The organism is Delftia sp. CH05, assembly GCF_009827015.1.
Lineage (GTDB): Bacteria > Pseudomonadota > Gammaproteobacteria > Burkholderiales > Burkholderiaceae_C > Comamonas > Comamonas tsuruhatensis.
Genome location: NZ_WUMG01000011.1, coordinates 44,324 through 69,493, shown reverse-complemented (window position 1 = coordinate 69,493; position 25,170 = coordinate 44,324). Strand labels below are relative to the sequence as shown.

At 69.7% G+C, this 25,170-nt stretch carries 20 protein-coding genes; 8 read left to right on the top strand and 12 right to left on the bottom strand.

The window, feature by feature from the left end; all coding sequences use genetic code 11:
* The first annotated feature begins 15 nt into the window (after positions 1-15).
* The gene (locus GRX31_RS11645; RefSeq protein WP_160852796.1) at positions 16-1,926 is read left to right on the top strand and encodes a bifunctional metallophosphatase/5'-nucleotidase; all 1,911 of its coding nucleotides are present in this window, start codon (positions 16-18) and stop codon (positions 1,924-1,926) included.
* Between the two features lie 790 nt (positions 1,927-2,716).
* On the opposite strand, the gene GRX31_RS11640 is transcribed toward GRX31_RS11645, so the two are convergent.
* From GRX31_RS11640 to GRX31_RS11615, 6 genes are read right to left on the bottom strand one after another with little or no spacing between them, the layout of a single operon-like run.
* Positions 2,717-4,444, bottom strand: a complete 1,728-nt coding sequence (locus GRX31_RS11640; protein ID WP_016448764.1) for an acetyl/propionyl/methylcrotonyl-CoA carboxylase subunit alpha — start codon at positions 4,442-4,444, stop codon at positions 2,717-2,719.
* 49 nt (positions 4,445-4,493) lie between these two features.
* A complete protein-coding gene (locus GRX31_RS11635; protein WP_160852794.1) occupies positions 4,494-6,089 on the bottom strand; it encodes an urea amidolyase family protein in 1,596 nt (531 codons plus the stop codon).
* Between the two features lie 9 nt (positions 6,090-6,098).
* Entirely contained in the window at positions 6,099-6,857 is a 759-nt protein-coding gene (locus tag GRX31_RS11630) for a LamB/YcsF family protein (RefSeq protein ID WP_160852792.1), read from the bottom strand.
* A gap of 33 nt (positions 6,858-6,890) precedes the next feature.
* Positions 6,891-7,559: a pyroglutamyl-peptidase I gene (gene pcp, locus GRX31_RS11625; RefSeq protein ID WP_016454391.1), complete on the bottom strand. Its 669-nt coding sequence runs from the start codon at positions 7,557-7,559 to the stop codon at positions 6,891-6,893.
* A 16-nt stretch (positions 7,560-7,575) separates the two neighbouring features.
* Positions 7,576-8,529 carry a DUF979 domain-containing protein gene (locus tag GRX31_RS11620; RefSeq protein ID WP_016454392.1) on the bottom strand — a complete coding sequence of 318 codons (954 nt, stop codon included), beginning with the start codon at positions 8,527-8,529 and terminating at the stop codon, positions 7,576-7,578.
* Between the two features lies 1 nt (position 8,530).
* Positions 8,531-9,280, bottom strand: a complete 750-nt coding sequence (locus GRX31_RS11615; protein ID WP_016448769.1) for a DUF969 domain-containing protein — start codon at positions 9,278-9,280, stop codon at positions 8,531-8,533.
* A gap of 406 nt (positions 9,281-9,686) precedes the next feature.
* Between GRX31_RS11615 and GRX31_RS11610 the strand changes: the two genes are divergently transcribed.
* The 4 genes from GRX31_RS11610 (at position 9,687) to GRX31_RS11595 (ending at position 13,723) form a co-directional block, all read left to right on the top strand.
* Positions 9,687-10,853, top strand: a complete 1,167-nt coding sequence (locus GRX31_RS11610) for an ABC transporter substrate-binding protein (protein WP_016448770.1) — start codon at positions 9,687-9,689, stop codon at positions 10,851-10,853.
* 68 nt (positions 10,854-10,921) lie between these two features.
* Positions 10,922-11,923, top strand: coding sequence for a tripartite tricarboxylate transporter substrate binding protein (locus GRX31_RS11605; protein WP_160852790.1), 1,002 nt, complete (start codon positions 10,922-10,924; stop codon positions 11,921-11,923).
* Complete coding sequence (locus GRX31_RS11600) at positions 11,923-12,978, top strand: threonine aldolase family protein (protein ID WP_160852788.1); 1,056 nt, start codon at positions 11,923-11,925, stop codon at positions 12,976-12,978. Before GRX31_RS11605 ends, GRX31_RS11600 begins: the two co-directional genes overlap by 1 nt.
* Before the next feature lie 70 nt (positions 12,979-13,048).
* Positions 13,049-13,723 (top strand): GntR family transcriptional regulator, encoded by a 675-nt coding sequence (locus GRX31_RS11595; protein WP_016448773.1) that lies wholly within the window; start codon positions 13,049-13,051, stop codon positions 13,721-13,723.
* 175 nt (positions 13,724-13,898) lie between these two features.
* On the opposite strand, the gene GRX31_RS11590 is transcribed toward GRX31_RS11595, so the two are convergent.
* The 3 genes from GRX31_RS11590 to GRX31_RS11580 form a co-directional block, all read right to left on the bottom strand.
* Positions 13,899-14,354, bottom strand: a complete 456-nt coding sequence (locus GRX31_RS11590) for a DoxX family protein (protein ID WP_337193890.1) — start codon at positions 14,352-14,354, stop codon at positions 13,899-13,901.
* Positions 14,341-14,712 carry a DUF4148 domain-containing protein gene (locus tag GRX31_RS11585; RefSeq protein ID WP_160852786.1) on the bottom strand — a complete coding sequence of 124 codons (372 nt, stop codon included), beginning with the start codon at positions 14,710-14,712 and terminating at the stop codon, positions 14,341-14,343. The genes GRX31_RS11590 and GRX31_RS11585 overlap by 14 nt, the downstream gene beginning before the upstream one ends.
* Positions 14,713-14,849: 137 nt before the next feature.
* On the bottom strand, positions 14,850-16,493 hold the full coding sequence (locus tag GRX31_RS11580; RefSeq protein ID WP_160852784.1) for an adenylate/guanylate cyclase domain-containing protein: 1,644 nt from the start codon (positions 16,491-16,493) through the stop codon (positions 14,850-14,852).
* Positions 16,494-16,609: 116 nt separating this feature from the next.
* Between GRX31_RS11580 and GRX31_RS11575 the strand changes: the two genes are divergently transcribed.
* Positions 16,610-17,317 (top strand): Crp/Fnr family transcriptional regulator, encoded by a 708-nt coding sequence (locus GRX31_RS11575; RefSeq protein ID WP_160852782.1) that lies wholly within the window; start codon positions 16,610-16,612, stop codon positions 17,315-17,317.
* Here GRX31_RS11575 and GRX31_RS11570 read toward each other — a convergent pair.
* Together GRX31_RS11570 and GRX31_RS11565 are read right to left on the bottom strand one after the other, a co-directional pair.
* Positions 17,314-18,933, bottom strand: a complete 1,620-nt coding sequence (locus tag GRX31_RS11570; RefSeq protein ID WP_160852780.1) for an ABC-F family ATP-binding cassette domain-containing protein — start codon at positions 18,931-18,933, stop codon at positions 17,314-17,316. The two genes, GRX31_RS11575 and GRX31_RS11570, sit on opposite strands and share 4 nt — an antisense overlap.
* A 375-nt stretch (positions 18,934-19,308) precedes the next feature.
* Positions 19,309-22,449 carry an efflux RND transporter permease subunit gene (locus tag GRX31_RS11565; RefSeq protein ID WP_160852778.1) on the bottom strand — a complete coding sequence of 1,047 codons (3,141 nt, stop codon included), beginning with the start codon at positions 22,447-22,449 and terminating at the stop codon, positions 19,309-19,311.
* A gap of 380 nt (positions 22,450-22,829) precedes the next feature.
* Between GRX31_RS11565 and GRX31_RS11560 the strand changes: the two genes are divergently transcribed.
* Positions 22,830-23,564 (top strand): response regulator, encoded by a 735-nt coding sequence (locus GRX31_RS11560; protein WP_016448779.1) that lies wholly within the window; start codon positions 22,830-22,832, stop codon positions 23,562-23,564.
* Entirely contained in the window at positions 23,561-24,634 is a 1,074-nt protein-coding gene (locus tag GRX31_RS11555; protein WP_016448780.1) for an ATP-binding protein, read from the top strand. The genes GRX31_RS11560 and GRX31_RS11555 overlap by 4 nt, the downstream gene beginning before the upstream one ends.
* An 18-nt stretch (positions 24,635-24,652) precedes the next feature.
* Here the strand turns inward: GRX31_RS11555 and GRX31_RS11550 are convergent, their stop codons facing one another.
* Positions 24,653-25,114, bottom strand: a complete 462-nt coding sequence (locus tag GRX31_RS11550) for a vWA domain-containing protein (RefSeq protein WP_337193889.1) — start codon at positions 25,112-25,114, stop codon at positions 24,653-24,655.
* Between the last annotated feature and the right edge of the window lie 56 nt (positions 25,115-25,170).

The following is a 25,170-nucleotide window of genomic DNA, read 5'->3' as shown; positions in this document are numbered from 1 at the left end:
AGAGAGAACCCGTTCATGTCCTTGACCTCCCATCGCCCCGCCCTGCGCCCGCTGGCCGTGGCCCTGGCTGCCTCCGCCCTGATCGCCGGTTGCGGCGGCTCCGGCAACGACACGCCCGCAGGCCAGCCGCTGGAGCTGCGCATTCTGCACATCAACGATCACCACTCCACGCTGGAGTCCAAGAGCAAGACCCTGCAGCTGGACGCCGGCACGGGCAAGGCCGAAGCCGTGGCCGTGGACGCCGCAGGCTTTGCGCGCGTGACCCAGGCCATCGAGGAGCTGGCCACGCAGTCGCCCAACGTGCTCAAGCTGCATGCCGGCGACGCGCTCACCGGCACGCTGTACTTCAACCGCGCAGGCGCCGACGGCGAGGCCGATGCCGCCCTCATGAACACCGTCTGCTTTGACGCCTTCACGCTGGGCAACCACGAGTTCGACAAGGGCGACAGCGGCCTCAAGTCCTTCCTGGACCGCCTGCGCGCCGGCACCTGCAAGACGCCCGTGCTCAGCGCCAACGTGCGCTTTGGCGCCAACTCGGCCCTGAACGCGGCCAAAGCGCCCGGCTATGTGAACCCCTCCACCGTGGTGGAGCGCGGCGGCCAGAAGATCGGCATCGTCGGCCTGACCATTGCGGGCAAGACCAAGGCATCGTCCAGCCCCGATACCGACACCACCTTCGAGGACGAGGCCACGGCGGCCCAGCGCGAAATCGACGCGCTGCGCGCCAAGGGCATCAACAAGATCATCGTCATGAGCCACGTGGGCTATGAGTACGACCGCCAGATCGTGCCCAAGCTCAGCGGCGTGGACGTGGTCGTGGGCGGCGACTCGCACACCCTGCTCGGCCCCGACGTGCTCAACACCACGGGCGTGGGCACGCCCGGCGGCGCCTACCCCACGCGCCTGACCGACAGGGACGGCAGCCCCGTCTGCGTGGTCCAGGCCTGGGAGTACGCCCAGGTCGTCGGCGACCTCAAGGTCCAGTTCGACGCCGACGGCCGCGTCACCCAGTGCACGGGCACGCCCCATGTGCTCATCGGCGACAGCTTCACCATCGCCGGCAAGGCCGCCACCGATGCGCAAAAGACCGCCCTCAAGGCCAGCGCCGCCGCCACCGGCGTGCTGCGCGTGACCACGCCCTCGGCCAAGGCCACTGCCGCGCTGCAGCCCTTCAAGGACAAGGTCGCCCAGTTCAACCTCAAGCAGGTCGCCACCGTGCCCCGGGAACTGTGCTCGCGCCGCGTGCCCGGCGGCGTCGGCACCATGAACTACAGCCAGTCCAGCGCCGCCTGCAATGCCGAAGGCAGCGTGAGCGTGCGCGGCGGCGACATCCAGCAGCTCGTGGCCCAGGCCTACCTGGAAGAAGCCAACCGCCACTACGGCGGCGCCGACATCACCCTGCAAAGCGGCGGCGGCGTGCGCATCCCGCTGCTGGGCCAGGTCACGGCCGCCCAGGTCATCCAGGTCCTGCCCTTCGGCAACAAGCTGTTCCGCCTCGACATCACCGGCACGGAAGTCAAGGGCATGCTCGAGGACGGCCTGCAGGCCGTCTACGGCCCCAGCGGCACGACCGGCCCCTACCCCTACACGGGCGGCCTGCGCTTTGACGTGAATGCGGCAGCGGCCGCCGGCCAGCGCGTGTCGGGCATCGAGGTGTATGACAACGCGAGCAAGACGTGGAAGCCGCTGGATACGGCACGCACGTACAAGCTGTTCGTGCTGAGCTTCAATGCCACGGGTGGCGACGGCTACAAGACGCTGGCGGCCGTGCCTGATGCGCGCCGTCTGGACATTGGCGTGCTCGATTCCGATGTGTTCTTCAACTACATCGAGAGGCAGCCTGTGGATGCGGTGTCTGGTCTGCCGCTGCTGTCGCGACTGCCGGCGGATCTGTACAGCACGCGTAGTTTTCAGGGTGGGCGCTGAGTCTTCCTGATGGGTCCAGGGATCTGTTTTGTTCCCTGCCGGGGGGTTGTTCTTCGAGGCCGGGTCTCGGCCCGGCGGCCGACCTACCTTCTTTTGCTTCGCCAAAAGAAGGTAGGCCAAGAAAAGGCGACCCGGATGTCCGCGACCCCTCCGCTTCGCTGCGGGGCAACCTGCGTCGTGGCGGTTGCGGGGTTCGCTGCGGAACTCGCTTTGCGCTTCGCGCGCCGCTCAAACAACCGCAGCGAGTCAGATCACGAAGCAGTCCTGTCCTTCGGCAGGACTGCAACCCCGCAACCACCACGCCGCAGGCGCTGACATACGGGGAGTTGGTAAGGGCCTTCGCTTCGCTCGGCCCCTGGTTTGAAGCCGAGCGGAGCGATGGCGCCGGCTGTTGGCTGTTGGCTGTTGGCTGTTGGCTGTTGGCTGTTGGCTGTTGGCTGTTGGCTGTTGGCTGTTGGCTGTTGGCTGTTCCCCAGCCTCCCCCCTTCTGCCCACGCCTGCGTTGGGCGGGATGCGGGGTGGCAAGCCTGCCGAAGGACAGGCTTGCTTCGTTGTCTAGCTCGCCGTGATGTTTGAGTGAAGCGCGCAGCGCGCAACGAGTTTCACGGCGCACCCCGCATCCCGCCCAACGCAGGTCGCCCGCAGCGAAGCGAAGGGTCGTGGGCAGTTTGGGGCGCGCTTCTTTGCCCCGCTTTCTTGTCGCGCGACAAGAAAGCGGGTCGGCCGCCGGGCCGAAACCCGGCTCCTGCCGCCAGAGGCACAACAGAATCAAAAACAGGTCAACCAGAAATCAGCCAATCCGAGCAATCACAGCCCCCAACACCTGCGCCTTCCCCGCCTCAGCCACCAACGCCACCACCCCACTGCGATGCGCAGTCACCTGCATCTCCATCTTCATGGCCTCCATGACGGCAATCACATCGCCTTCCTGGACGGTGTCGCCATCGGCCACCTTCCACGCATGCAGATTCCCTGCAATGGGTGAGGTGACGGCAGCGGGGTCCACGGCAGATTCGGCAGCCGGCGCGGCAGCCACACCGCCGCCAGCCGATGCCAGCCCCTGCAGCAGCACCGCAGGCAGGCCCAGCGACACCCGTCGCCCGTCGATCTCGACCGCGCAGCGCACCAGGCTGGCGTCGGGCAGCGGCTCGGCGCGCACGGCGGCGGCCAGGGGTTCGGCGAAGTCGGATTCGATCCAGCGCGTGTGGACCTTGAAGCCGTCGTTGCCCACGAAGTCGGCATGGCCGATGACGGCGCGGTGGAAGGGCAGGACGGAGGACAGGCCTTCGATGCGGAACTCGGCCAGCGCGCGGCGGGCACGGGCCAGGGCCTGTTCACGCGTGGCGCCGCTGACGATGAGCTTGGCCATCAGCGAGTCGAAGCTGCCGGGCACGACCGAGCCGGACTGAACGCCCGTGTCCAGGCGCACGCCGGGGCCCGAGGGCGGGTCGAACCGCACCACGGGGCCTGGCGTGGGCAGGAAGCCCCGGCCCACGTCTTCGGCGTTGATGCGGAATTCGATGGAGTGGCCCAGCGGCGCCGGGGTTTCGGTGATGGACAGGGGCAGGCCGTCGGCCACGCGCAGCTGCTCGATCACCAGGTCCACGCCCGTGGTCTGCTCGGTCACGGGGTGCTCGACCTGCAGGCGCGTGTTGACTTCGAGGAAGGAGATGGCGCCCGTCTGGCTCAGCAGGAATTCCACCGTGCCCGCGCTGACGTAGCCGGCCGCCGCGCAGATGTCGCGTGCGGAGCTGTGGATGCGGGCGCGCTGATCGTCGCTGAGGAAGGGCGCCGGGGCCTCTTCCACCAGTTTCTGGTTGCGCCGCTGCAGCGAGCAGTCGCGCGTGCCCAGCACGACCACGTTGCCGTGGGTGTCGGCCAGCACCTGGGCCTCGATGTGGCGGGGGCGGTCCAGGAATTGCTCGACAAAGCATTCGCCGCGGCCGAAGGCGGTGACGGCCTCGCGCACGGCAGAGTGAAAGAGCTCCTCGACCTCGTCCATGCGCCACGCGATCTTCATGCCGCGTCCGCCGCCGCCGAAGGCGGCCTTGATGATGATGGGCAGGCCGTGCTGCTGGGCAAAGGCCAGCACTTCGCCGGCATCCTTGACGGGGTCGGGCGTGCCGGCCACCAGGGGAGCGCCGACCTGCAGGGCGATCTTGCGCGCCTCGACCTTGTCGCCCAGCTTGGCGATGGTCTCGGGCGTGGGGCCGATCCAGCGTAGGCCCGCATCCAGCACGGCGCGCGCGAAGGCTTCGCTTTCGGACAGGAAGCCGTAGCCGGGGTGCACGGCGTCGGCGCCGCTCTTGTGCGCGATGGCGATGAGCTTGGCGATGTTCAGGTAGGTGTCGGCCGGGCGCTCGCCGTCCAGGCCATAGGCCTCGTCGGCCATGCGCACGTGCAGGGCGTCGATGTCGGCATCGGCGTAGACGGCCACGGATTTCACGCCGTAGTCGGCGCAGGCGCGGGCGATGCGGACGGCGATCTCGCCACGGTTGGCAATCAGGACTTTTTTCATGATCAGCTTCTTTCAGTTGCGGACAGGCGCCACCGGGCGCTCCCCGCGTTCAGTTCTTGGAGCCTTGCGCGCCGGGGGTGTATTCTTCGAAGGCGCGGATGGGGTTGAAGCGGATCCAGGCGCCCACGGGAATCTGGCCGGCCAGATCCAGGTGGTGCGGCGCCACGCAGCCGATGACGGGGTAGCCGCCCGTCAGCGGATGGTCGGCCAGGAACAGCACGGGCTGGCCGCTGGGAGGCACCTGGATGGCGCCCAGCGGCGTGCCTTCGCTGGGCAGCTCGCCGGCCACGGCGCGCGCCAGGGGCTGCTCGCCGGCCACGCGCAGGCCCACGCGGTTGGACTGCGGCGTGACCTGCCAGCGCTGCGCGGCCAGCAGGGCCACGGCCTCGGGCGTGAACCAGTCGGTGCGCGGGCCCAGTTCCACGTCCAGCACCACGTCCTGGCCGGCGGTGGGCAGGGACTCGGGCGGCAGCTCGGGCGCGGACACGGCCGTGCGGTCCGCAGCCCGCACGGGCAGGATCTGGCCCACGGCCAGGGCGGCTGGGCCGACATTCGCCAGGGTGTCGGTGCAGGCGCTGCCCAGCACGGGCGTGACGGCAAAGCCGCCGCGCACGGCCACATAGCAGCGCGCGCCGGCCACGGGCTGGCCCACGGTCAACTGGTCGCCATCGGCCAGGGCCACGGCCTGGTAGCGCGGCACGCTCCAGCGCTGGCCGGACCCGGTGGTCACGGTCAGGGGCGCATCGGCGCCCGTGATGGCGACCACGGTCTCGCCCTGGCTTTGCAGCGACAGGCCACCGCCCACGGTCTCCAGCACGGCCAGGTCGCTGGCATTGCCGACAAGGCGGTTGGCGGCCTTGAAGGCTGCCTGGTCCATGGCGCCCGAGGCCGAGACGCCCTGCCCGGCCTGGCCCAGGCGGCCCCGGTCCTGGAACAGCGTCATCAGGCCCGTGGCCTTGACGCGCAGCGCGTTGCCTTCATGCGGCGCGGCCTGCGCCACGGCGGGCGCGGGCGCCTCATCCACCTGGGCCATGCCGGCCGCATCGACAAAGCGCACGCGGTAGCCGGGCTGCAGCAGCGCGGGCAGCTGGCGCGCCAGGTCCCACATGCGGGCCGAGGTGCGGCCTATCAGTTGCCAGCCGCCCGGGCTGGCCTGGGGATAGACGGCGCTGAACGTGCCGCCCAGCGCCACCGAGCCGGCCGGCACGCGCGTGCGCGGCGTGGTGCGGCGCGGCACGTTGAAGATCGGATCGCCCCCGCTGAGGTAGGCAAAGCCGGGCGCAAAGCCCGTGAAGGCCACGGCGTACTCGCTGCCCGTGTGGCGGCGCACGACTTCCTCGGGCGTGATGCCCAGCAGCTGCGCCACATCGGCCATGTCCTCGCCGTCGTAGTGCACGGGGATTTCGACCAGCACATCGCTGCGCTCGGCGCGCTGGCTCAGGTCACGCGCGGCGATGCGGTTCACCAGCTCGGCCACGCCCACCTGGGCGGGGGTGAACTGCACAAGCACGGTGCGCGCGGCCGGCACCAGCTCCTGCACGCCGGCGATGGGCTCGCGCTGCAGCGAGCCCAGCAGGGCCAGGGTTTCATCCAGGTCGGCCAGCTCCACCAGCAGGGCCTGGCGGTTGACAGGTAGAAAGCGCATGGCCACTCCTCAACCCGCGAAGGAGGAAATGCGCACGCCCTCCTGCTCGAAACGCTCGCGCAGATGGCGTGCAATGGTCACGGCTCCCGGGCTGTCGCCATGCACGCAGATGGAGTCGGCGGCAATGCGCACGGGGCTGCCGTCCACGGCCTCGACCACCCCTTCGCGCACCAGCATAAGCATGCGCGCGGCGATCTGGTCCACGTCGTGCAGCACGGCGCCCGGATCGCGGCGCGAGACCAGGGTGCCCTCGGGCGTGTAGCCGCGGTCGGCAAAGGCCTCGGCCACCACGGTCAGGCCTGCGTCGCGCGCCCAGTCGATCAGGGGCGAGCCGGCCAGCGCCACCAGCACCAGGCTGGGGTCGATGGCGCGCATGGCCGTGATCACGTCGGTGGCCTGGCGCCTGTCGTGGGCGATGGTGTTGTAGAGCGCGCCGTGCGGCTTGACGTAGCGCACCTCGGTGCCGGCCACGCGGGCCAGGCCCTGCAGCGCGCCGATCTGGTAGATGACGCCGGCCACCAGGTCGGCGCTGGCCACGTCCATGTTGCGCCGGCCGAAGCCGACCAGGTCGGGATAGGACACATGGGCGCCGACGATGGCGCCGCGCGCGCGGGCGGCCTTGAGCGTCTCCAGGATGCCTGCCGGGTCGCCGGCATGGAATCCGCAGGCCACGTTGGCGCTGCTGACGATATCGAGCATGGCGGCATCGTCGCCCATGCGCCATCCACCCAGGCTCTCGCCAAGATCACTGTTCAGGTCAATTTTCATCGTTCTCTCCTCGCCGGATTCGGTGCACGGGGTTCAGTGCAGCTGGCCGGCGTTTTCCTTCAGATCCTGGGACACGGTCAGGGCCGTGCGGATGGTCTCGCGCACGGCAGCCACCTGGTCGGCCAGCGACATGCTGGGCATGCCCGGCTTGCGCGCTGCCTGCTCAGGCAGGGCCGGCACATGGATGAAGCCGCCCCGCGCACCCGGCGCAGCCTTGCCCTGGGCCAGCCAGTGCATGAGCGCGAAAAACACGTGGTTGCAGACAAAGGTGCCCGCCGTGTTGGACACGGAAGACGGAATGCCCCGCGCACGCAGGTTGTGCACCACGGCCTTGATGGGCAGCGTGGAAAAGTACGCGGCGGGCGCGCCCGGGATCACCACCTGGTCCACGGGCTGGCGCGCCGCATGGTCGGGAATGCGGGCGTCGTCGATATTGATGGCCACGCGCTCGGGCGTGAACTCGCTGCGGCCGCCGGCCAGGCCCAGGCTGATGACCAGCACCGGCTGCAACTGCGCAAGCGCCTCCTGCAGCTGGCGCAGCGATTCGCCGAACACGCAGCGCAGCTGCAGGCCGTGGACGGTGGCGCCCTCCACGATCTCGCCATGCAGGGCACGCGCCACTTCCCACGAGGGATTGACAGGGTCCTGCTCGAACGGCTCGAAGCCGGTCACCAGGATGCGCGGGGAAGTGGAATCGGTCATGGCAACAGTCCGTCCTTTAACGGAACATCAGGAAATACATGAGGAAGACGTTGGCCGTCAGCAGGGCCAGGGCCGTGGGCACCTGGGCGCGGATCACGGCATTCTTGTCGATCTCCAGCAGCGCGGCGGGCACCAGGTTGAAGTTGGCCGCCATGGGCGTCAGCAGGGTGCCGCAGTAGCCCGAGAGCATGCCGATGGCCGCCATCACGGCCGGGTCGCCATGGTAGACGCCCACCAGAATGGGCACGCCCACGCCGCCCGTCATCACCGGGAAGGCCGCGAAGCCATTGCCCATCACCACCGTGAACAGCGCCATGCCCAGCACGTAGACGGCCACGGCCACGAAGCGGATGTCCATGTTGATATAGGTGGTGGTCACATAGGCCACGGCCTTGCCCACGCCGGCGTCCGAGAACACCAGGCCCAGCATGCCCAGCATCTGGGGCAGCACCAGGGCCCAGCCCAGCGCATCGGTCAGGCGGCGCGATTCGCGCATGCCCTGGGCCGGCGTCTCGCGGGTCAGCCAGCAGGCCAGGCCCAGCGCCAGCACGCAGCCCACGCCCAGGCTCACCAGCGTGGTGGCCTTGGGGTCCAGCAGGGGCGTTCCGCCGAAGACCAGGTGCGAGGCGCTCAACGTGCCGACCATGGTAATCAGCGGAATCGCCAGGGCCGGCACGAACAGCTTGTTGCCCAGGCGCTTGGCGCTGGCCAGGTATTCGGCATCGCTGCGCGGCGCGTGGCGGCCGCTGCCCACGCCGCCGAAGCCGGCGATCAGCGCCATGGCCACGGCGATCACGCCCACCACCATGGGGGGCAGCTCATGACCCACCAGGAAGACGGCCGCATACAGCGCCCAGAACAGGCCGCTGGACCAGCGCTTGGGATTGCTGGCATCGCGCAGCGTCATCACGGCCGTGACGGCCAGGACGAAGCCGACCAGGTAGTACAGGTGTTGGATGGTCAGCGTCATTTCAGGCTCCCTTGGCTTGGGTGGCGTTGGCATTGGCCGCGTCGGCTGCGACGCCCGCCTTGTACTGGGCCAGCTCGCGCTCGAGCATGCGGTCCAGGCGACCCAGGCGCCAGGCGTGGATCACGAAGGCGCAGATGGCCGTGGGAATGCCCCACAGCGCGACGTGGATGGGCTCGACCTCGATGCCGGCTTCCTTCAGGAAGGTGGTCATCAGCACGATGGCGCCGAAGGCCACGAAGATGTCCTCGCCGAAGAACAGGCCCACGTTGTCCGTGGCGGCCGAGTAGGCGCGCAGCTTGTCACGCACCTTGGCGGGCAGGATGCCGAAGCGCGACTGGGTCGCGCCTTCGGCCATGGGCGCCAGCAGCGGACGCACCATCTGCGGATGCCCGCCCAGGCTGGTCAGGCCCACGGCGGCCGTCAGCTGGCGCGCCGCCAGGTAGACGATGAGCAGGCGGCCAGCGGTGGCCGACTTGATGGAGCTGATCCAGTTCTGCGCATGCTGGCGCAGGCCATGGCGCTCCAGCAGGCCGATCACGGCCAGCGGCAGCAGGATGATCAGCGGCAGGTTGCGCGTCTTGATGAAGCCCGTGCCGATGGTGGCCAGCACCTTGTCGACGGGAAAGCCCGCCGCCAGTGCCGTGCCGATGGCCGTGACGATCACGACCAGCATGGGATTGAAGCGCAGCACGAAGCCCGCAACGATGATGGCCACCCCGATAAGCGGCCAGAGATTGACGTCAGTCAGCATGTTGATTCCCCCTTCACACCCCCGGTGCGCGACGGCCGTCGAGCCACCCCGCATGCCCAACCCGGTGGCAAGGAGTGCGCTGCCGACCTGGTTTTGTTCAACAAAACTAGTAATTTGTCTTACATAAACGAATTGTGATTAAGACAATCAACGCATACTGATAGTACAAACCCGCATACACCTGCCTACGCAATGTGCACTGACAGGGTTCTTGCCAAAGTCAAGCAAACTATCGATGATTGAATACCGATAGAAGACATGAATGCAACAATGCCCCTGCGCCGGTATCGCCTGCGGCAAGGCCGCCTCCTACAATGGGCCGCGCTCCCAGCGCGGGGCGCATGCGCGGCAGGCGTCGTGAATGGCCCTTCCTGCTCCCAACCCACCTTGCCCGAGCCCTGAATCCATGCGACGCCGTCAGATTGTTTCCCTGGTTCCCCGCGCTGCGGCCATCGCAGCGGTCCCGGCCTTGGCGCCGGCCTTCGTGCGCAATGCCTTTGCCGACGAGGCCGGCCTGTCCGCCAAGGCCATCACCATCGGCTCCACGGTGTCCCTGAGCGGCCCGCTGGCCGCATACGGCACCGACATCAAGCTGGGCACGGAAGCGGCCATGGCGCAGATCAATGCCCGCGGCGGAATTCACGGCCGCACGCTGCAGCTGCAGATCGTGGACGATGGCTATGTGCCCCAGCGCTCGGCCGACAACGTGCGGCAGATGCTGTCCAAGGGCACGGCCTTCGCCCTGCTGTCGTGCAACGGCACGCCCAACAATGCGGCCATCATTCCGCTGATCGAAGAGGCTGGCGTTCCCTACGTGGCGCCGATCACGGGCGCCTCGTCGCTGCGCAAGGGCGCGCGCAACGTCTTCCATGTCCGGGCCAGCTACACCAATGAGGTCCACCGACTGATACAGCGGCTTGCAGGCATGGGCCTCAAGGGCATCGGCATCGTCTACCTGGACAACGCCTACGGCCGGGAAATACTGGAAGACGCCACACGCGCACTGGAAGCCGGGAAGATGGCCCCCTCCGTACAGGCGGCCATTGCCACCGATGGCAAGAACCTGGCCGAAGTGTTGAACAAAGTGCATGCGGCCCGTCCGTCCGCCGTGTTGCTGGCCACGGCCGGCACGGTGTCGGTCGCGCTGGTGCGCGGCCTGCGCAAAAGCGTGCCCGGCGTGCTGCTCACGGGCCTGAGCGTGACCTTGCCCAACGACAGCCTCAAGCCGCTGGGCGACGATGCCCGGGGCCTTGCCATGACCATGGTCGTCCCCGCGCCCCATCAGGCCCGGCTGCAACTGGTGCGCGACTACCAATCGGCCCTGCGCGCCCACGGCCAGCAGGAGTTCTCCATGGGCTCGCTGGAAGCCTATGTGAATGCACGCGTGCTGGCCGAGGGCCTGGAACGCGCCGGCCGCGACCCCACCCAGGCCAGGCTGCGCTCAGCGCTGGCCGGCATGCGCAACTGGGACATGGGCGGCTTTGTGATCGACTACAGCGGCCAGCCGCCGCATGTGGGCTCCAGCTTCATCGACCTGGGCGTACTGGGCAACGCGGGGCGCTTCATCGGTTGATGCCGGTGGCGGCTTGCGGGCCGGGCCGCGATGGTCTCTTTCTCTCGCCGCACCAAGGAGTTCTCGCCATGCCTGCCGAACGCCACCGCCTTGTGCCCTGCGCTTCCCACCGCGGCGTGCCACGCCGCCTGCTCATCCTGGCCGCCGCTGCCCTGCCCGGCCTTGCGCCGGCGCAGAAATGGCCGGCGCAGCCCGTGCGCATCATCGTTCCCTATACGGCCGGTGGCGGCTCGGACAACATCGCTCGCGCGCTGGGCACGGAACTGTCGCGTGAACTGGGCCAGCCCGTGGTCGTGGACAACAGGCCCGGGGCCTCGGCCATGCTGGGCGCAGAAATGGTGGCGCGGGCCGCGCCTGACGGCTACACGCTGCTGATGGCCGACATGCCGCACACCATCACGCCCAGCCTGTACAAGACGCCCTACGACGCGCTCAAGGACTTCACGCCCGTGGCCCTGATCGGATCATCGCCGCTGGTGCTGGCCGTCAACCCGAATTTCAAGGCGCAGAGCGTGAAGCAATTCGTGGCCCTGGCCAAAGCGCAGCCGGGCCGGCTCAACCTTGCATCGGGCGGCACGGGCACGGCCACGCATCTGGCGGGTGAGCTGTTCAAGCAGCAGACCGGCACCTTCATCACCCACATCCCCTACAAGGGCTCGGGGCAGGCCATTGCCGATGTGGTTGCCGGGCATACCGAGAGCATGTTCGCCTCGGCACCCACCGTGATCCCGCATATCCGAAGCGGTGCGCTGCGCGCCCTGGCCACCACCAGCGCCCAACGCTCGCCGGCCCTCCCCCAGGTTCCCACGCTGGGCGAAAGCGGCGTGCGCGGCCTGACCGTGCTGCACTGGTTCGGCCTGCTGGGGCCTGCCCGTTTGCCCTCCGGCATCCAGACCACGCTGCACGATGCCGTGGCCCGCGCCATGGCCACGCCCACGCTGCAGGCCAAGCTGCAGTCCCTGGGGCTGGAGCTGACGCCCCGCACTGCGGCAGAGTTCGGCGCCCAGATGGAGACCGACGCGGCGCGTTGGGCGCGCGTCGTCAAGGAACGCAACATCAAGGCCGACTGATGTCCAGCCTGCACCCTCTTCCCGACGCCATCGACCTGCGCAGCGATACCGTCACGCGCCCCACGCCGCAGATGCTCGAAGCCATGGCCCGCGCCCCGCTGGGCGATGACGGCCTGGACGGCGACCCGACCGTGCGCGCGCTCGAGGAGACCGCAGCCCAGCGCTTCGGCAAGGCTGCGGGCCTGTTCGTGGTCAGCGGCACCATGGGCAATCTGGTGGCCGTGCTCGCCCATGGCCGCATGCCCGGCGAGGTGCTGGCCGAGGCCGGCAGCCATCTGCTGAACGCCGAGCGCGCCGCCGCGGGCCTGACCGGCATGCACTACCGCAGCCTGGCCGGCGACGGCGGCCTGATCGCCCTGCCCGCGCTGGAGGCGGCGCTGGACACCGCCATCTCCGCACGCTGCCCCAGCGCGGTGGTGGCCGTGGAGAACACGCACAATGCGCGGGGCGGCACCGTGGCCGGGCCCCAGGCGCTGGCCGCCGTGCATGCGCTGGCCTGCCGCCATGGCGTGCCCGTGCACACCGATGGCGCGCGCCTGTTCAATGCCGCCGTGGCACTGGGCCTGTCCTGCCGCGAGATGGCTGCGCACACGGACTCGGTCACCGTCTGCCTGTCCAAGGGGCTGTCCGCGCCCGTGGGCTCGGTGCTCATGGGGCCGGCCGACTTCATCGCGCGGGCGCGCACCATACGGCGCATGCTCGGCGGCACCCTGCGCCAGGCCGGCGTGATTGCGGCGGCAGGGCTGGTGGCGCTGGAGCACATGGTCGAGCGCCTGGCCGACGACCATGCGCGCGCCTGCCGCCTGCACCAGGGCCTGCGCGCCATCGACCCGGCATGGTGCGCGGCCGAACTGCCGCAGACCAACATCGTCCAGGTTCGCGTTGACACCAGCGCGGCCGAAGCGCGCCTGTGGCAAGCACGCCTGGCCCAGGCCGGCGTGCTGGTGCGCACGGGCAGCGCCGGCCTGCTGCGCCTGGTCACGCACCGCCATATCGACGATGCCGCCGTGGACAGCACGCTGCAGGCCTTCGCCAGGCTGCAACACCCCATCTGAGCACTGCACGAAACCGGCGACCGGCCCGGCGCTGGCTACACTGCGCTCTGGCCCTTGCATCCCGACCACCATGACCCGCAGCACCGACATCCTCAACCTGACCGACCGCGTGACCGAGCAGCTGCGCAGCAAGCTCATCGATGGTGCCTGGGAGCCCGGGCAGAAGCTGTCGGAAGCCTCGCTCAGCGAAAGCCTGCAGATCTCGCGCAACACGCTGCGCGAGGCCTTCCGGCTGCTGACCAAGGAGGGGCTGCTGGTGCACGAGCCCAACAAGGGCGTGTCGGTGGCGGCGCCCAGCATCGCCTCCATCATCGACATCTACCGCGTGCGCCGCATGGTGGAGTGCCAGGCCCTGGCCCAGGCCTATCCCATGCACCCGGCGCGCAGCCTGATGCGCGAAGCCGTGGAAGCGGCCCAGCGCCACCGCGAGGCCCAGGACTGGTCCGGCGTGGGCACGGCCAACATGAGTTTCCACAAGGCCGTGGTGCAGCTGGCCGACAGCGAGCGCCTGGACACCATGTTCGAGCACCTGCTGGCCGAGCTGCGCCTGGCCTTCGGCCTGCTGCGCGATCCGCACTTCCTGCATGCGCCCTATGTGGACATGAATGCGCGCATCCTGCAGCAGTTCGAGGACGGCAAGCCGGCCGAGGCCGCTGCCGCGCTCAATGAATACCTGGTGCATTCGGAGCGGCTGATCCTGGCCGCCTATGCCCGACGCCTGGCTGAAAAAGGCATCAAGGTGTGAGACAAAGACACCCCCTGAGCGGCTGACGCCGCTTCCCCCTCTCTACTCGCTTCGCGAGGGAGGGGGACGACACCCTCGGGGCGGGGCGGCCCTTCCTCGGTGTCCCTGGCTTTTCGGGCGCGCCGGTTTCATGGGCTATGGGCAACGCACAGCGCCAGGAATCACTGGCTCGTGCTCAACGCGAGGCCTTGCGCCGCGCGTCCAGGCTCCAGCGCGCCACGGGCGCCAGCATCAGTTGCACGAATCCCCCGGCGATCGCCAGGTTCTTCAGGAACTGCACCAGCTGGCCCTTGTCGCCGAACTGGTTGTGGAACATCAGCGCCGACATGACGCTGAACACGGCCATCACGGCCGCGGCCTCGCGGGTGCGCCAGCCCAGCAGCAGGGCCGTGGCCACGCCCAGTTCCACCACCAGCGCCATGGCATACGACAGCATGGGCAGCGGCAGGCCCGCCTTGGCGATATAGGCCATGGTGCCCTCCGGCCCCATCAGCTTGCCGATGCCGCTGTAGATGAACAGCAGGCTCAGCAGCACCCGGGCCAGCAGCGGTGCGAAGTCGGCCCAGGGCGATGCGGCGGCATGGGCAGTGGAATGCGTGGCGGCGCGCGTCATCGCATCAGCCCGGGACACGGCCGGAACCCTGGCCTTCGGCCGCTTTCACCGAGCCGCCCAGGCGCTGCACTTCGGCCAGGTACTCGGGGCCGCTGCGCATGCGCTGGTACTGGGCCAGGCGCTGCTGGTAGTCGGCATCCCAGTGGTTCACATCGGACTCGCGGTAGACGTTGAGGCCGGCGCGGTTCCACAGGGCCAGGTCGGCCTGCACTTCGGCGCGCGACCGCGCGGGGCCGGAGCTGGCGGGCTCGGCGCCGAACCAGGTTTCTGCAGATACCGTGGCGGCCGGTGCGGCCGAGGCCATGCCCGGCCACAACGCGGAGGAAAGTGCGGCAGAAAGGGCGGTGATGGCGAAGAGGGTCTTTGCGTGCTTCATGGCGAATCCTTTGTCAAATCCTGCAGCGCGTGATTGCGTTCTGCATGGCTGCAGTCTCGTCTTCGCCCGCCTGCACGTCAGTGCCTAAACGCACAGCTTTGCGCAAACTCTCCGGTTCCCGCGCCCACCATCCACGCTCAGGGCCACTGCAGGCCGGGCCGCGCCACATGCAGGGCCTGCAAGGGCTCGGAGCGCCCGCGCACCTGCACCTGCCGGACTTCACCCAGGCCATCGGCCACGCCCGCGCGGCGCGCCACCTCCAGCGACAGCACCAGCCGCGCCTGGGCGCTCTTGGTGTATTCCTGCAGGCGGCTGGCCGTGTTGACCACCTCGCCCACGGCCGTGAAGGTGGTGGTGTGCTCGAAGCCCACGCGCCCCACGGCGGCGCGCCCCGCGTGCAGCCCCATGCCGAAATCCACCGGCTGACCGAACTGCGCCTCGAAGCTCGCGCTCCACTCCTGCATGCGCCGGTCTATCAGGGCACTGGCCTGCACGGCCTGGCGGCAGGCCGTGTCCAGGTCGGTGTCCAAGCCGAAGATGGCCATCACGCTGTCGCCGATGAACTGGTTGGCCATGCCGCCGCTGTCGTGCACGGCCTGGCCCACGCGCTCGAAATACTGGTCCAGCACCCAGGACAGGTCCACGGGCCATTGCCGCTCGGCCAGGCCGGACCAGCGGCGCAGGTCCACGAACAGGATGGCCACCTCGCGCACTTCGCGGACCTCGCGCTCCTGGCCCGCGCGCCCGGCCTGGGCGGCTGCCGGCGAGCGAAACAGCGGCGCCACCTGCACATCGCCCGTGGGCCGCAGCTGGCAGGCCAGCCGCACGTCCTGCGGCGCACCCACGCGCTCCAGCGTGAGGCGCTCATCGCGCCCCGGCGCGGGCAGGTGGGCCGCCGGGCCGGACACGCGCACCCGGCAGGTGGAGCAGCGCGCCCTGCCGCCGCACAGCGACAAATGGGCAATGCCATGCTCGCGGCTGGCTTCGAGCACGCTCATGCCCTGGGGCACCTGCACCGTGCGGCCCGGATAGTGCAGCAGCACCTGGCGGGCGCCGCGCAGGCGCATGCGCCGCCACAGCCAGGGGCCGGCCAGCAGCGCGGCCAGGCAGGCCAGCCAGCCCTGGCGCAGCCCGGTCGTCAGCGCGCGCAGCCACTGCGATGCCTCGGGCGAGGGGCCGGCCGGCGCTGGCACACCGGCCGCCGCGATCTCGCGCGCCATGGAGACGATGCCCAGCGCCGCCAGCACGGGCAGCAGCACGGCGGCCGTGAGCAGCAGCGGCTGCCAGCGCCGCCACCAGCCGCGCGCACGCAGGGCCATGTGCAGGCCCATGCAGCCATGGGTCCAGGCAGCCGTCATCAGCAGCAGCTGGATGGCCATGCTGGATGGATTCCAGGAAGAACGCACGATGCGCGCATATGAGGGGTCCACGCCCCAGGCCTCCTGTGCCAGCCGCGTGGCCGGCACGTGCAGGGCCAGCAGCAGCGGCAGGCCCAGGCCCAGCAGCAGCCGCACGGCCTCCAGCGCCGGCATGCGCAGGCTGCGCCGCCGCGCCAGCGCCTGCAGCGCCAGCCCCATGTGCACGGCCAGCGCGCCGTAGAGCAGCAGGCTGCCGGGCAGGGATCGCCACACGCCGTGGATCACCTCGCGCACGGCCTCGGCCGTGGCCAGCGAGACCAGGCCCAGGGCATGGTTGGACAGGTGCAGCGCCGCATAGGTCCACAGCACCAGGCCGGTGGACCAGTGGAGACTGCGCAGGGACGGAGGAAGGACACGGGCCATGGAAACGGATGATGCGCCCGACGGCAGGACAAGACAGGAACAATGGCGGCTTGAAGGAACTTGGGACAGCGCAGCCCGATCCAGAATCTTTGTACATTCCGCCCGCTATTGGTTCCATGGCCCACCCCACCCAGCCCTCCAGCTTCGCCCTGCGCGGCATCACCCTGTTCGAGGGCCTGGGCACCGCCAGCCTGGACCGCATCGCCGCCGACTGCGAATGGCGCCCGCTGCAGGCCCGCCAGCCCGTGTTCAACCGCTGCTCCACGGGCAGCGACGTGTTCTTCCTGGTCAGCGGGCGCGTGCGCATCACCACCTATTCGCCGGGCGGGCGCGAGGTCAGCTTCCGCGACTACGGGCCCGGCGAGCACTTCGGCGACCTGGCGGCCATCGACGGCCAGGCCCGCTCCACCGATGTGGTCACCCTGGAATCCTCGCTGCTGGCCAGCCTCTCGCGCCAGGACTTCCTGGCCCTGCTGGCGCGCGAGCCCGCCGTTGCCCTGCGCATGATGGAAGGTCTGGCCGGCCTGGTGCGGCGGCTGACCGACCGCGTCATGGAACTGAGCACCCTGGGCGTGCCCACGCGCCTGCACAGGGAGCTGCTGCGCCTGGCCCGGGAGGCGGGCGTATCGCCCGAGCACACGGCCCTCATCAGCCCCGTGCCTTCGCACTCGGTGCTGGCCAGCAAGATCAGCACCAACCGCGAGCAGGTCACGCGCGAGCTGGGCGCCCTCACCCGGCGCGGCCTGCTGCGCAAGGAGGGGCGCCAGGCGCTGCTGGTGACCGATGTGCGCGCACTGCAGGCGCTGATAGCGCAGGAAAGCTAGGCGGGCTCCATTCGCCAGCCCTGCGGCGACCACACCAGGCGTTCGGTCAGCCCGATGGCCTGCAGAAAATCCTCGTCATGCGAGACCACAACCAGCGTGCCGGCGTAGCCGCGCAGCATGGCCTCCAGCGCCTGCAGGGAAGGCAGGTCCAGGTGGTTGCAGGGCTCGTCCAGCAGGAGCAGGGGCGCGGGCGGCTCGGCATGCAGCGCGCAGGCCAGGGCGGCCTTGAGCTGCTCGCCGCCGCTGAGCCGCCCCGCGGGCTGCTCCACCTGCCGGGCCGCCAGTCCGAGCCAGGCCAGGCGCGTGCGCAGCACATCCACGGGGGTGCCGGGGCAGGCGTCCTGCAACTGCTCCATCACCGTGCGCCCGGGCTGCAACAGGGACAGGCGCTGGTCCAGGTAGGCACAGGCCTGCATGCGGCGCACCTCGCCCGCCTGGGGCGCAAGGCGGCCTGACAGCACATCGAGCAGGCGCGTCTTGCCGCAGCCGTTGGGACCGGTCACGGCCAGGCGCTGGCCGCCGTACAGAGACAGGTTCAGGCGCGGCCCCGGGGAAAACGGCAGCAGCACATCGTCCAGCAGCGCCACCACGTCGCAGGCAGCGCCTACCGGTGGCGGCGCCTGCATGCGGATGCCGGCCTGCAGATCGATCTGGCGCGCCGCCTCGCGCACGCGCTGGTCCAGCGCCTCGCGCGTGTCTGCATGCTGGCGGCGCAGGCGGCCGGCCGACGCTTGGCTGCGCTCCTTTTGCCGGTCCAGCAGAATGCGCGCCTGGTTGGCCTCCTGGCCCTGGCGGCGGCCGCGCGCCTCGCGGCGCTGCTGGCGCTCCTGCTGCTCGCGCAGCTGCTGCGTTTCGCGGCGCCGCTCCAGCTTGCGCTGCTCCAGCAGTTGCACCGCCGAGGCCATCTCGCGCGCCTTGGCTTCGGCATAGAAGGCGTAGCCGCCGCCGTAGCTGCGCAGCCCCTGCGGCGACAGCTCCACGATGCGTTCCATGCCCTGCAGCAGACTGCGGTCATGGCTGACCACGACCAGGCCACCGGGCCAGCGCTGCAGCTGCGCGGCCAGGGCCTGGCGGCTTTCGCGGTCCAGGTGGTTGCTGGGCTCGTCCAGCACCAGGTGGTCGGCGCCCGACAGCAGCGCGCCCGCCAGGGCCGCGCGCATGGCCTCGCCGCCGCTGAGGGCGTGGCCCGGCGTATCGGCACGCAGATGGCCCAGGCCCGCCAGCTCCAGCTGGGCCTGCAGGCGCTGGCGCAGGTCCCAGCGGTCGGCCAGCAGCTCGAAGTCGCGGGGCTCGCAACTGCCGGCCTCGATGCGGGCCAGCGCCTCCAGCGCGGGCTGCAGCCCGGCCAGCGCCGCCACCGAAGGCTGGTCGTGCCAGTCCGTGCGCTGGGCCAGGTACAGCACCTGCCCCGAGCGCAGGCAGCGGCCCTGCGAGGGCGCATCCAGCCCGGCCAGGATGCGCGCCAGCCGCGACTTGCCCACGCCGTTGCGCCCCACCAGGCCGGTGCGGCGGTGGTCCAGGGTTTCGGAAAGATCGGAGAAAAGGGGGCTGCCATCGGGCAGCACGCAGGAAACGCCGTCGAGCGTGATCGTGGTATTCGTCATATCGCGGTTCATGGATGCCAACGCAGTTCCTTGCCGCTTTGCATGCATTGCGCGTGCGGTGGGCAGGGTCGGGAAAAGCGGGCCGCTGGGACAGCGGCAGCATCAATGGCGCATGGGACGAATACCTCCTGCAATGGTGAACGAAGCCGCCATTATAGAAATCATGGGACGGACGTGCTGGCCGTGCCGGAGGGGGCGCCATCGGCGCCGTCGGCGCCAAGGGGGCCGGCATGCGCACCGGCGTTTGCACGCGGCGGCTCGGGTCCGGTGGGCCCGGCCTGCCGCGCGGGGGCTGCAGGCGCCGATGGCGCGCAAGGGTTCGAAGACTGTGCCGGCGGGCGGCCCTGAAAGCACAGGGCGTTGAGCGCGATCCAGAGGGGCATGTGTTTATGTTCCGGGGTCCGCAGCGGGCGGCGGCCGGCGCGCGCTGCCGCGCGGCCCGGCGATGCGCCGCTGCCATTCAAGGACGAAGACGAAGAAGACGGGCACGAAGAACACGGCCAGCACCGTGCCGCTGACCATGCCGCCGAACACGCCCGTGCCGATGGCGTGCTGGGTCTCGGCGCTGGCGCCCGAGGCCAGCATCAGCGGCACCACGCCCAGCGCAAAGGCCAGCGAGGTCATGAGGATGGGCCGCAGCCGAAGGCGCGCGGCCTTGATGGCGGCCTCGCGCAGGTCCTGGCCTTCCTCGCGCAGCTGCTTGGCGAATTCCACGATCAGGATGGCGTTCTTGGCCGACAGGCCGATGATGGTGATCAGGCCCACCTTGAAGAACACATCGTTGGGCATGCCGCGCAGCAGCACGGCCGCCACCGCGCCCAGCAGGCCCAGGGGCACGACCAGCATCACCGACAGCGGGATGGACCAGCTCTCGTACAGCGCGGCCAGCACCAGAAAGACCACCAGCATGGACAGGGCCATGAGCAGGGGCGCCTGCGCGGCCGACTGGCGCTCCTGCAGCGACTGGCCGGTCCAGGCCACGGCAAAGCCGGGCGGCAGCTGGGCCACCAGCCGCTCCATCTCGGCCATGGCCGCGCCGCTGGATGTGCCGGGCGCAGGCGTGCCCGAGATGCGCGACGCCAGGAAGCCCTGGTAGCGCACCAGCTGCAGCGGCGTCTCGGACCACACGGGCGTGGCGAACTCGGCCAGCGGCACCATGCCGCCCGCAGCGTTGCGCACGTTCAGCCGGAGCACATCATCGATCTGCATGCGCGCGGGCGCGTCGGCCTGCACGATGACCTGCTGCATGCGTCCCGCGTTGGGGAAGTCGTTGACGTACAGCGAGCCCATGGCCGTGGACAGCGTCTCGCTGATGGCGGCAAAGCCCACGCCCAGGGCCTGGGCCTTCTGGCGGTCGATCTCCAGCCGCACGCTGGTGCCCGAAGGCAGGCTGTCCTGGTAGGCCGAGCCCAGCACGCTGCTGCTGCCGGCCAGCGCCAGCAACTGGTCGGTGGCCGACTTGAGCGCGGCATGGCCCTGGCCCGTGCGGTCCTGCAGGTACATGGTGAAGCCCGAGGAAGTGCCCAGCTCGTCGATGGCCGGGGGCTGCAGCACCATGATGGCGCCCTCGGGCGCGTGTTCCATGGCCTTTTGCGCGAGCGAGACTTCCTCGCCGGCCGTGGCGCCGTTGCGCTGGTCCCAGTCCTTGAGCGTGGTGAAGGCCATGGCCGCGTTCGGGCCCGAGCCCGCGAAGCTGAAGCCCAGCACCGAGATGCTGGAGGCGATGCCGGGGCGCTGCGCCACATGCTCCTCATAGCGCTTTACCACGTCCAGCGTGCGCTCGGCCGTGGCATCGGCCGGCAGCTGGATGGAGGTCATGAAGTAGCCCTGGTCCTCCTCGGGCAGGAAAGCCGATGGCAGCTGGCGCAGCGCAAACACCAGGATGGCCACGATGGCCGCGAACAGCAGCATCATGCGGCCCGTGCGCCGGACCAGGCCCGTGACATGGGCCTCGTAGCGGTTCGTCAGCCGCTCGAAGCCGCGGTTGAACCAGCCGAAGAAGCCTTTCTTCTCGTGGTGGCCTGCCGCCACCGGCTTGAGCAAGGTGGCGCACAGCGCCGGCGTCAGGCTCAGGGCCAGGAAGGCCGAGAACAGGATGGACACGGCCATGGACAGCGTGAACTGCTGGTAGATCACGCCCACCGAGCCGCTGGCGAACGCCATGGGAATGAACACCGCCGTCAGCACCAGGGTGATGCCGATGATGGCGCCCGTGATCTCCTTCATGGCCTTGAGCGTGGCATCGCGCGGCGACAGGCCCTCCTCGGCCATCAGGCGCTCCACGTTCTCGACCACGACGATGGCGTCATCCACGATGATGCCGATGGCCAGCACCATGCCGAACATGGTCAGCACGTTGATGGAAAAGCCCGCCACCAGCATCACGGCGAAGGTGCCCAGCAGCGCCACGGGCGCCACGATGGCCGGGATCAGCGTGTAGCGCAGGTTCTGCAGGAACAGGTACATCACCAGGAAGACCAGCACCATGGCCTCGACCAGGGTCTGCACCACCTTCTCGATGGAGATCTTGACGAAGGGCGCGGTGTTGAACGAGATGGTGTGCTGCATGCCCTTCGGCAGGATGGAGGCCAGCTCGGCCATGCGCTTTTGCACGGCAGCGGCCGTGCGCACGGCATTGGCGCCGGGCGACAGCTGCACGGCGGCGCTGGTGGCGGGCTTGCCGTCCTCGCGGTTGGAGAAGGCATAGGACTGCGCGCCCAGCTCCACGCGCGCCACGTCGCCCAGCACCAGGCGGGAGCCGTCGGCATGGGCGCGCAGCACGATGGCCGCGAACTGCGCGGGCGAGGTCAGCTGGCCCTGCACCGTCAGCGGCGTGGTCACGCGCTGGCCCGGCGCGGTCGGCGCATCGCCCACGCGGCCCGGGGCGATCTGCATGTTCTGCTGCTGTATGGCCTGGGTGAGGTCGCCCATGGACAGCCCGTAGGAGATCAGCTTGGCCGGATCGACCCAGACGCGCATGGCCTGCTCGGTACCGAACAGCTGCACGCGGCCCACGCCCTCGATGCGGCGCAGCTCCTCCACGATGTTGCGCGCCATGTAGTCATTGAGTGCCAGCTCGTCGAACTCGCCGCCCGGCGAGATCAGGCCCACCAGCAGCAGAAAGCTCGACGTGGCCGACTCCACCTGCAGCCCGTTCTGGCGCACGGCCTGCGGCAGGCGCGGCTCCACGGCCTTGATGCGGTTTTGCACATCCACCTGGGCCAGCTCCGGGTTGGTGCCGGGCTTGAAGGTGGCCTTGATCTCGGCCGAGCCCGAGGTGTCCACCGAGGACTCGAAGTACAGCAGGTGGCGGACGCTGGACAGCTCGCGCTCGATCAGCGAGACCACGGAATCATTGAGCGTCTTGGGCGTGGCGCCCGGATAGGTGGCATACAGGCTCACCGTGGGCGGCGCCACCGTGGGATAGCGCGATATCGGCAATTGCGGGATGGCAAGCACGCCCAGCAGCACGATGAACAGCGCGATGACCCAGGCAAAGACGGGCCGGTGAATGAAGAACTGTGGCATGGACGCGAGGTCTGGTTTTCAATGCGCGCCAGGGCGCGCTGCGGAAAAAATACGGCGCCTGGCGCCGAATCATCTGAGGGGCCATCCGGATGCAAATCCAGATTGCCAGGAGGCATGGGGATGAAGGAAACTCCTGCCGGTGCGGCTTCGGCCTGCGGCGTGTTGCCGCAAGGGCCATTCACTCAGGGAGCCGCTGCAAAAGCTGAACGCTCCACCCGCTCATACGGCACTGCCGCTGTGACTTCATATTCATCGCTTTGTTTCGCATGCCGGCCAATGGCGGCGGCACAGGGAAACAGCTTGCGTTCTTTCGATGGCATTTCGGCCCGGGAAATGTGGAAGAACGATGGAGATGAACACAGCCGCCGCCGCGACCCAAAATGGCTTCTATCATTGCCCAGCCCTTGCCTTTCCAGCCATCGACATCGCTCATCCTCGTTGCCGAGGACGAGCCCGAGATCGCAGACATCCTGTGCGCCTACCTGGCCCGCAGCGACCTGCGCACCGTCCATGCCGCCGATGGCCAGCAGGCCCTTGAACTGCACCACCACTTGAAACCCGATCTCGTTCTTCTCGACGTGCAGATGCCACGCCTCGACGGCTGGCAGGTGCTGTCCGAAATCCGCCGGCGCGGCGACACGCCCGTCATCATGCTCACCGCCCTCAACCAGGACGTGGACAAGCTCATCGGCCTGCGCATTGGCGCGGACGACTACGTGGGCAAGCCCTTCAATGCGGCCGAGGTCGTGGCGCGCGTGCAGGCCGTGCTGCGCCGCTGCGGCCAGGGCCGGCTCCGCGATACCAAGCTGCTGCAGGCCGGCCCCTTTCGCGTGGACCTGGACAGCCGCGAGGTCAGCGTGCAGGTGCAGGGCGCCACGCACGTGCCCGAACTCACCGTGACCGAATTCAACCTGCTGGCCAGCCTGGTGCGTTCGCCCCGGCGCGTGTTCAGCCGCGCCGAGCTGCTGCTCAGTTGCCTGCCCGAAGGCCACACGCTGGAACGCACCGTGGACAGCCACATCAGCAAGCTGCGCAAGAAGCTCGAAGGCCTGGGCCTGCAGGGCATGCCCGACAGCGTGCGCAGCGTGGGCTACCGGCTGGGGATGGATCCATGAGCGCAGTGCCGGGCCTGCGCCGGCAGGTGGTGCTGACCATGTCGGCCGTCACGCTGGCCGTGGTCGTGCTGTGCGTGCTGGGTTCGTACGCCTTCTATGCACTGCTGCTGACCTTTCACCCGGCCAGCGTCTCCGACGGCTGGATGCCCTCCAGCGTGGAGCTGGCCTGGGTGCTGCTGACCCTGGTCATCGCCCTGCTGATCGCCATCTTCGTGGCCACGCGGCTGTCGCGGCGCATCCTGCCCTCGCTGGACTCGGTGGCCATCAGCCTGCGCCAGCTGGCCCAGGGCGACCTCTCGGCGCGCGCGCACACCGACGACAGCGCGCTGCACGAGGCCGCCCAGCTGGTGCACGACTTCAACAGCCTGGCCCAGCGCCTGGAAGGCATGGCGCAGGAGCGCGCCTTCTGGAGCGCGGCCATCGCCCATGAGCTGCGCACGCCCGTGACCATCCTCAGCGGACGGCTGCAAGGCCTGTCCGATGGCGTCTTCCTGCCCAGCAAGGACATGCTGGCCAGCCTGATGACCCAGGTCGAGGGGCTGACCCGCCTGATCGACGATCTGCGCCTGCTGGGCCTGCAGGACAACGGCCACCTGCATCTGGAGCTGCGCCAGACCTGCCTGGCCGGCGAGGTGCGATCGGTGACCCTGGCCGTGGGGCCGGCGCTGGAGCAGGCGGGCCTGCAACTGGCGCTGGAGCTGGACGAGCAGCCCGTGGTCTGCGACCCCGTGCGCATACGCCAGGCCCTGCTGGCCCTGCTGGAGAACGCCATGCTGTATGCGCAGCCCGGCCCCCTGCTGGTGGCCGCGCGCGTGCGCCAGGGCCTGTGCACCGTGCGCGTGGAAGACAGCGGCCCCGGCGTGGCGGCGGACCTTGCGCCGCGCATCTTCGACGCCTTCCAGCGCGGCGAAGGCGCCCGCAGCCGCAAAAACGCCGGCGTGGGGGCCAGCAAGGGCAGCGGACTGGGCCTGGCCGTGGTCCAGGCCATTGCCCAGGCCCATGGCGGGCGGGCGCAATGCCTGCCGGGCGAGCGCGGCGGCGCGCTGTTCGAGCTGAGCTGGCCGGCCTGACCTCGTCAGAGCCGCAGATCAGCCTGCGAAATCATCGGCCCGCACATGGCGTGCGTCCCAGGCGGCGGCCAGCGCAGCCGCCCGGCCCAGGCGCACGCGGTCCGATTCGAAGTCCACGATGCCCGCCTCCTGCGCCGCCGCAGGCCGCGCGGGCCGCTCGCGCGTGCGGCCGTCGGTGAGCAGCCACAGCCAGCCCTGGCAGGAGGCCTCTGCGCCGCAATGGCGCTGCAGCAACTGGCCCGCCTGCTCCACGGCCGCCTGCAGCGGCGTGCCGCCGCCCCCGCCGATGGGCGCGATCCAGTCGTCATTCCAGGCCGCAGCCTTGCGCGGCGGCAGGCGCAATTCCACGCGCGTGCCCGCAAAGCAGATCAGCGCCACCTGCTCGCGGCGGCGGTAGGCCTCTTCCATCAGCGATAGCAGCACGCCCTTGGCCCGCGCCAGTGCGCCGCTGGCGGCCATGGAGGCCGAGCAATCGAGCACAAAGCAATGCAGCCGCGTGGCCTGCGGCGGCTCGCGGCGGCGCTGCAGATGTTCGG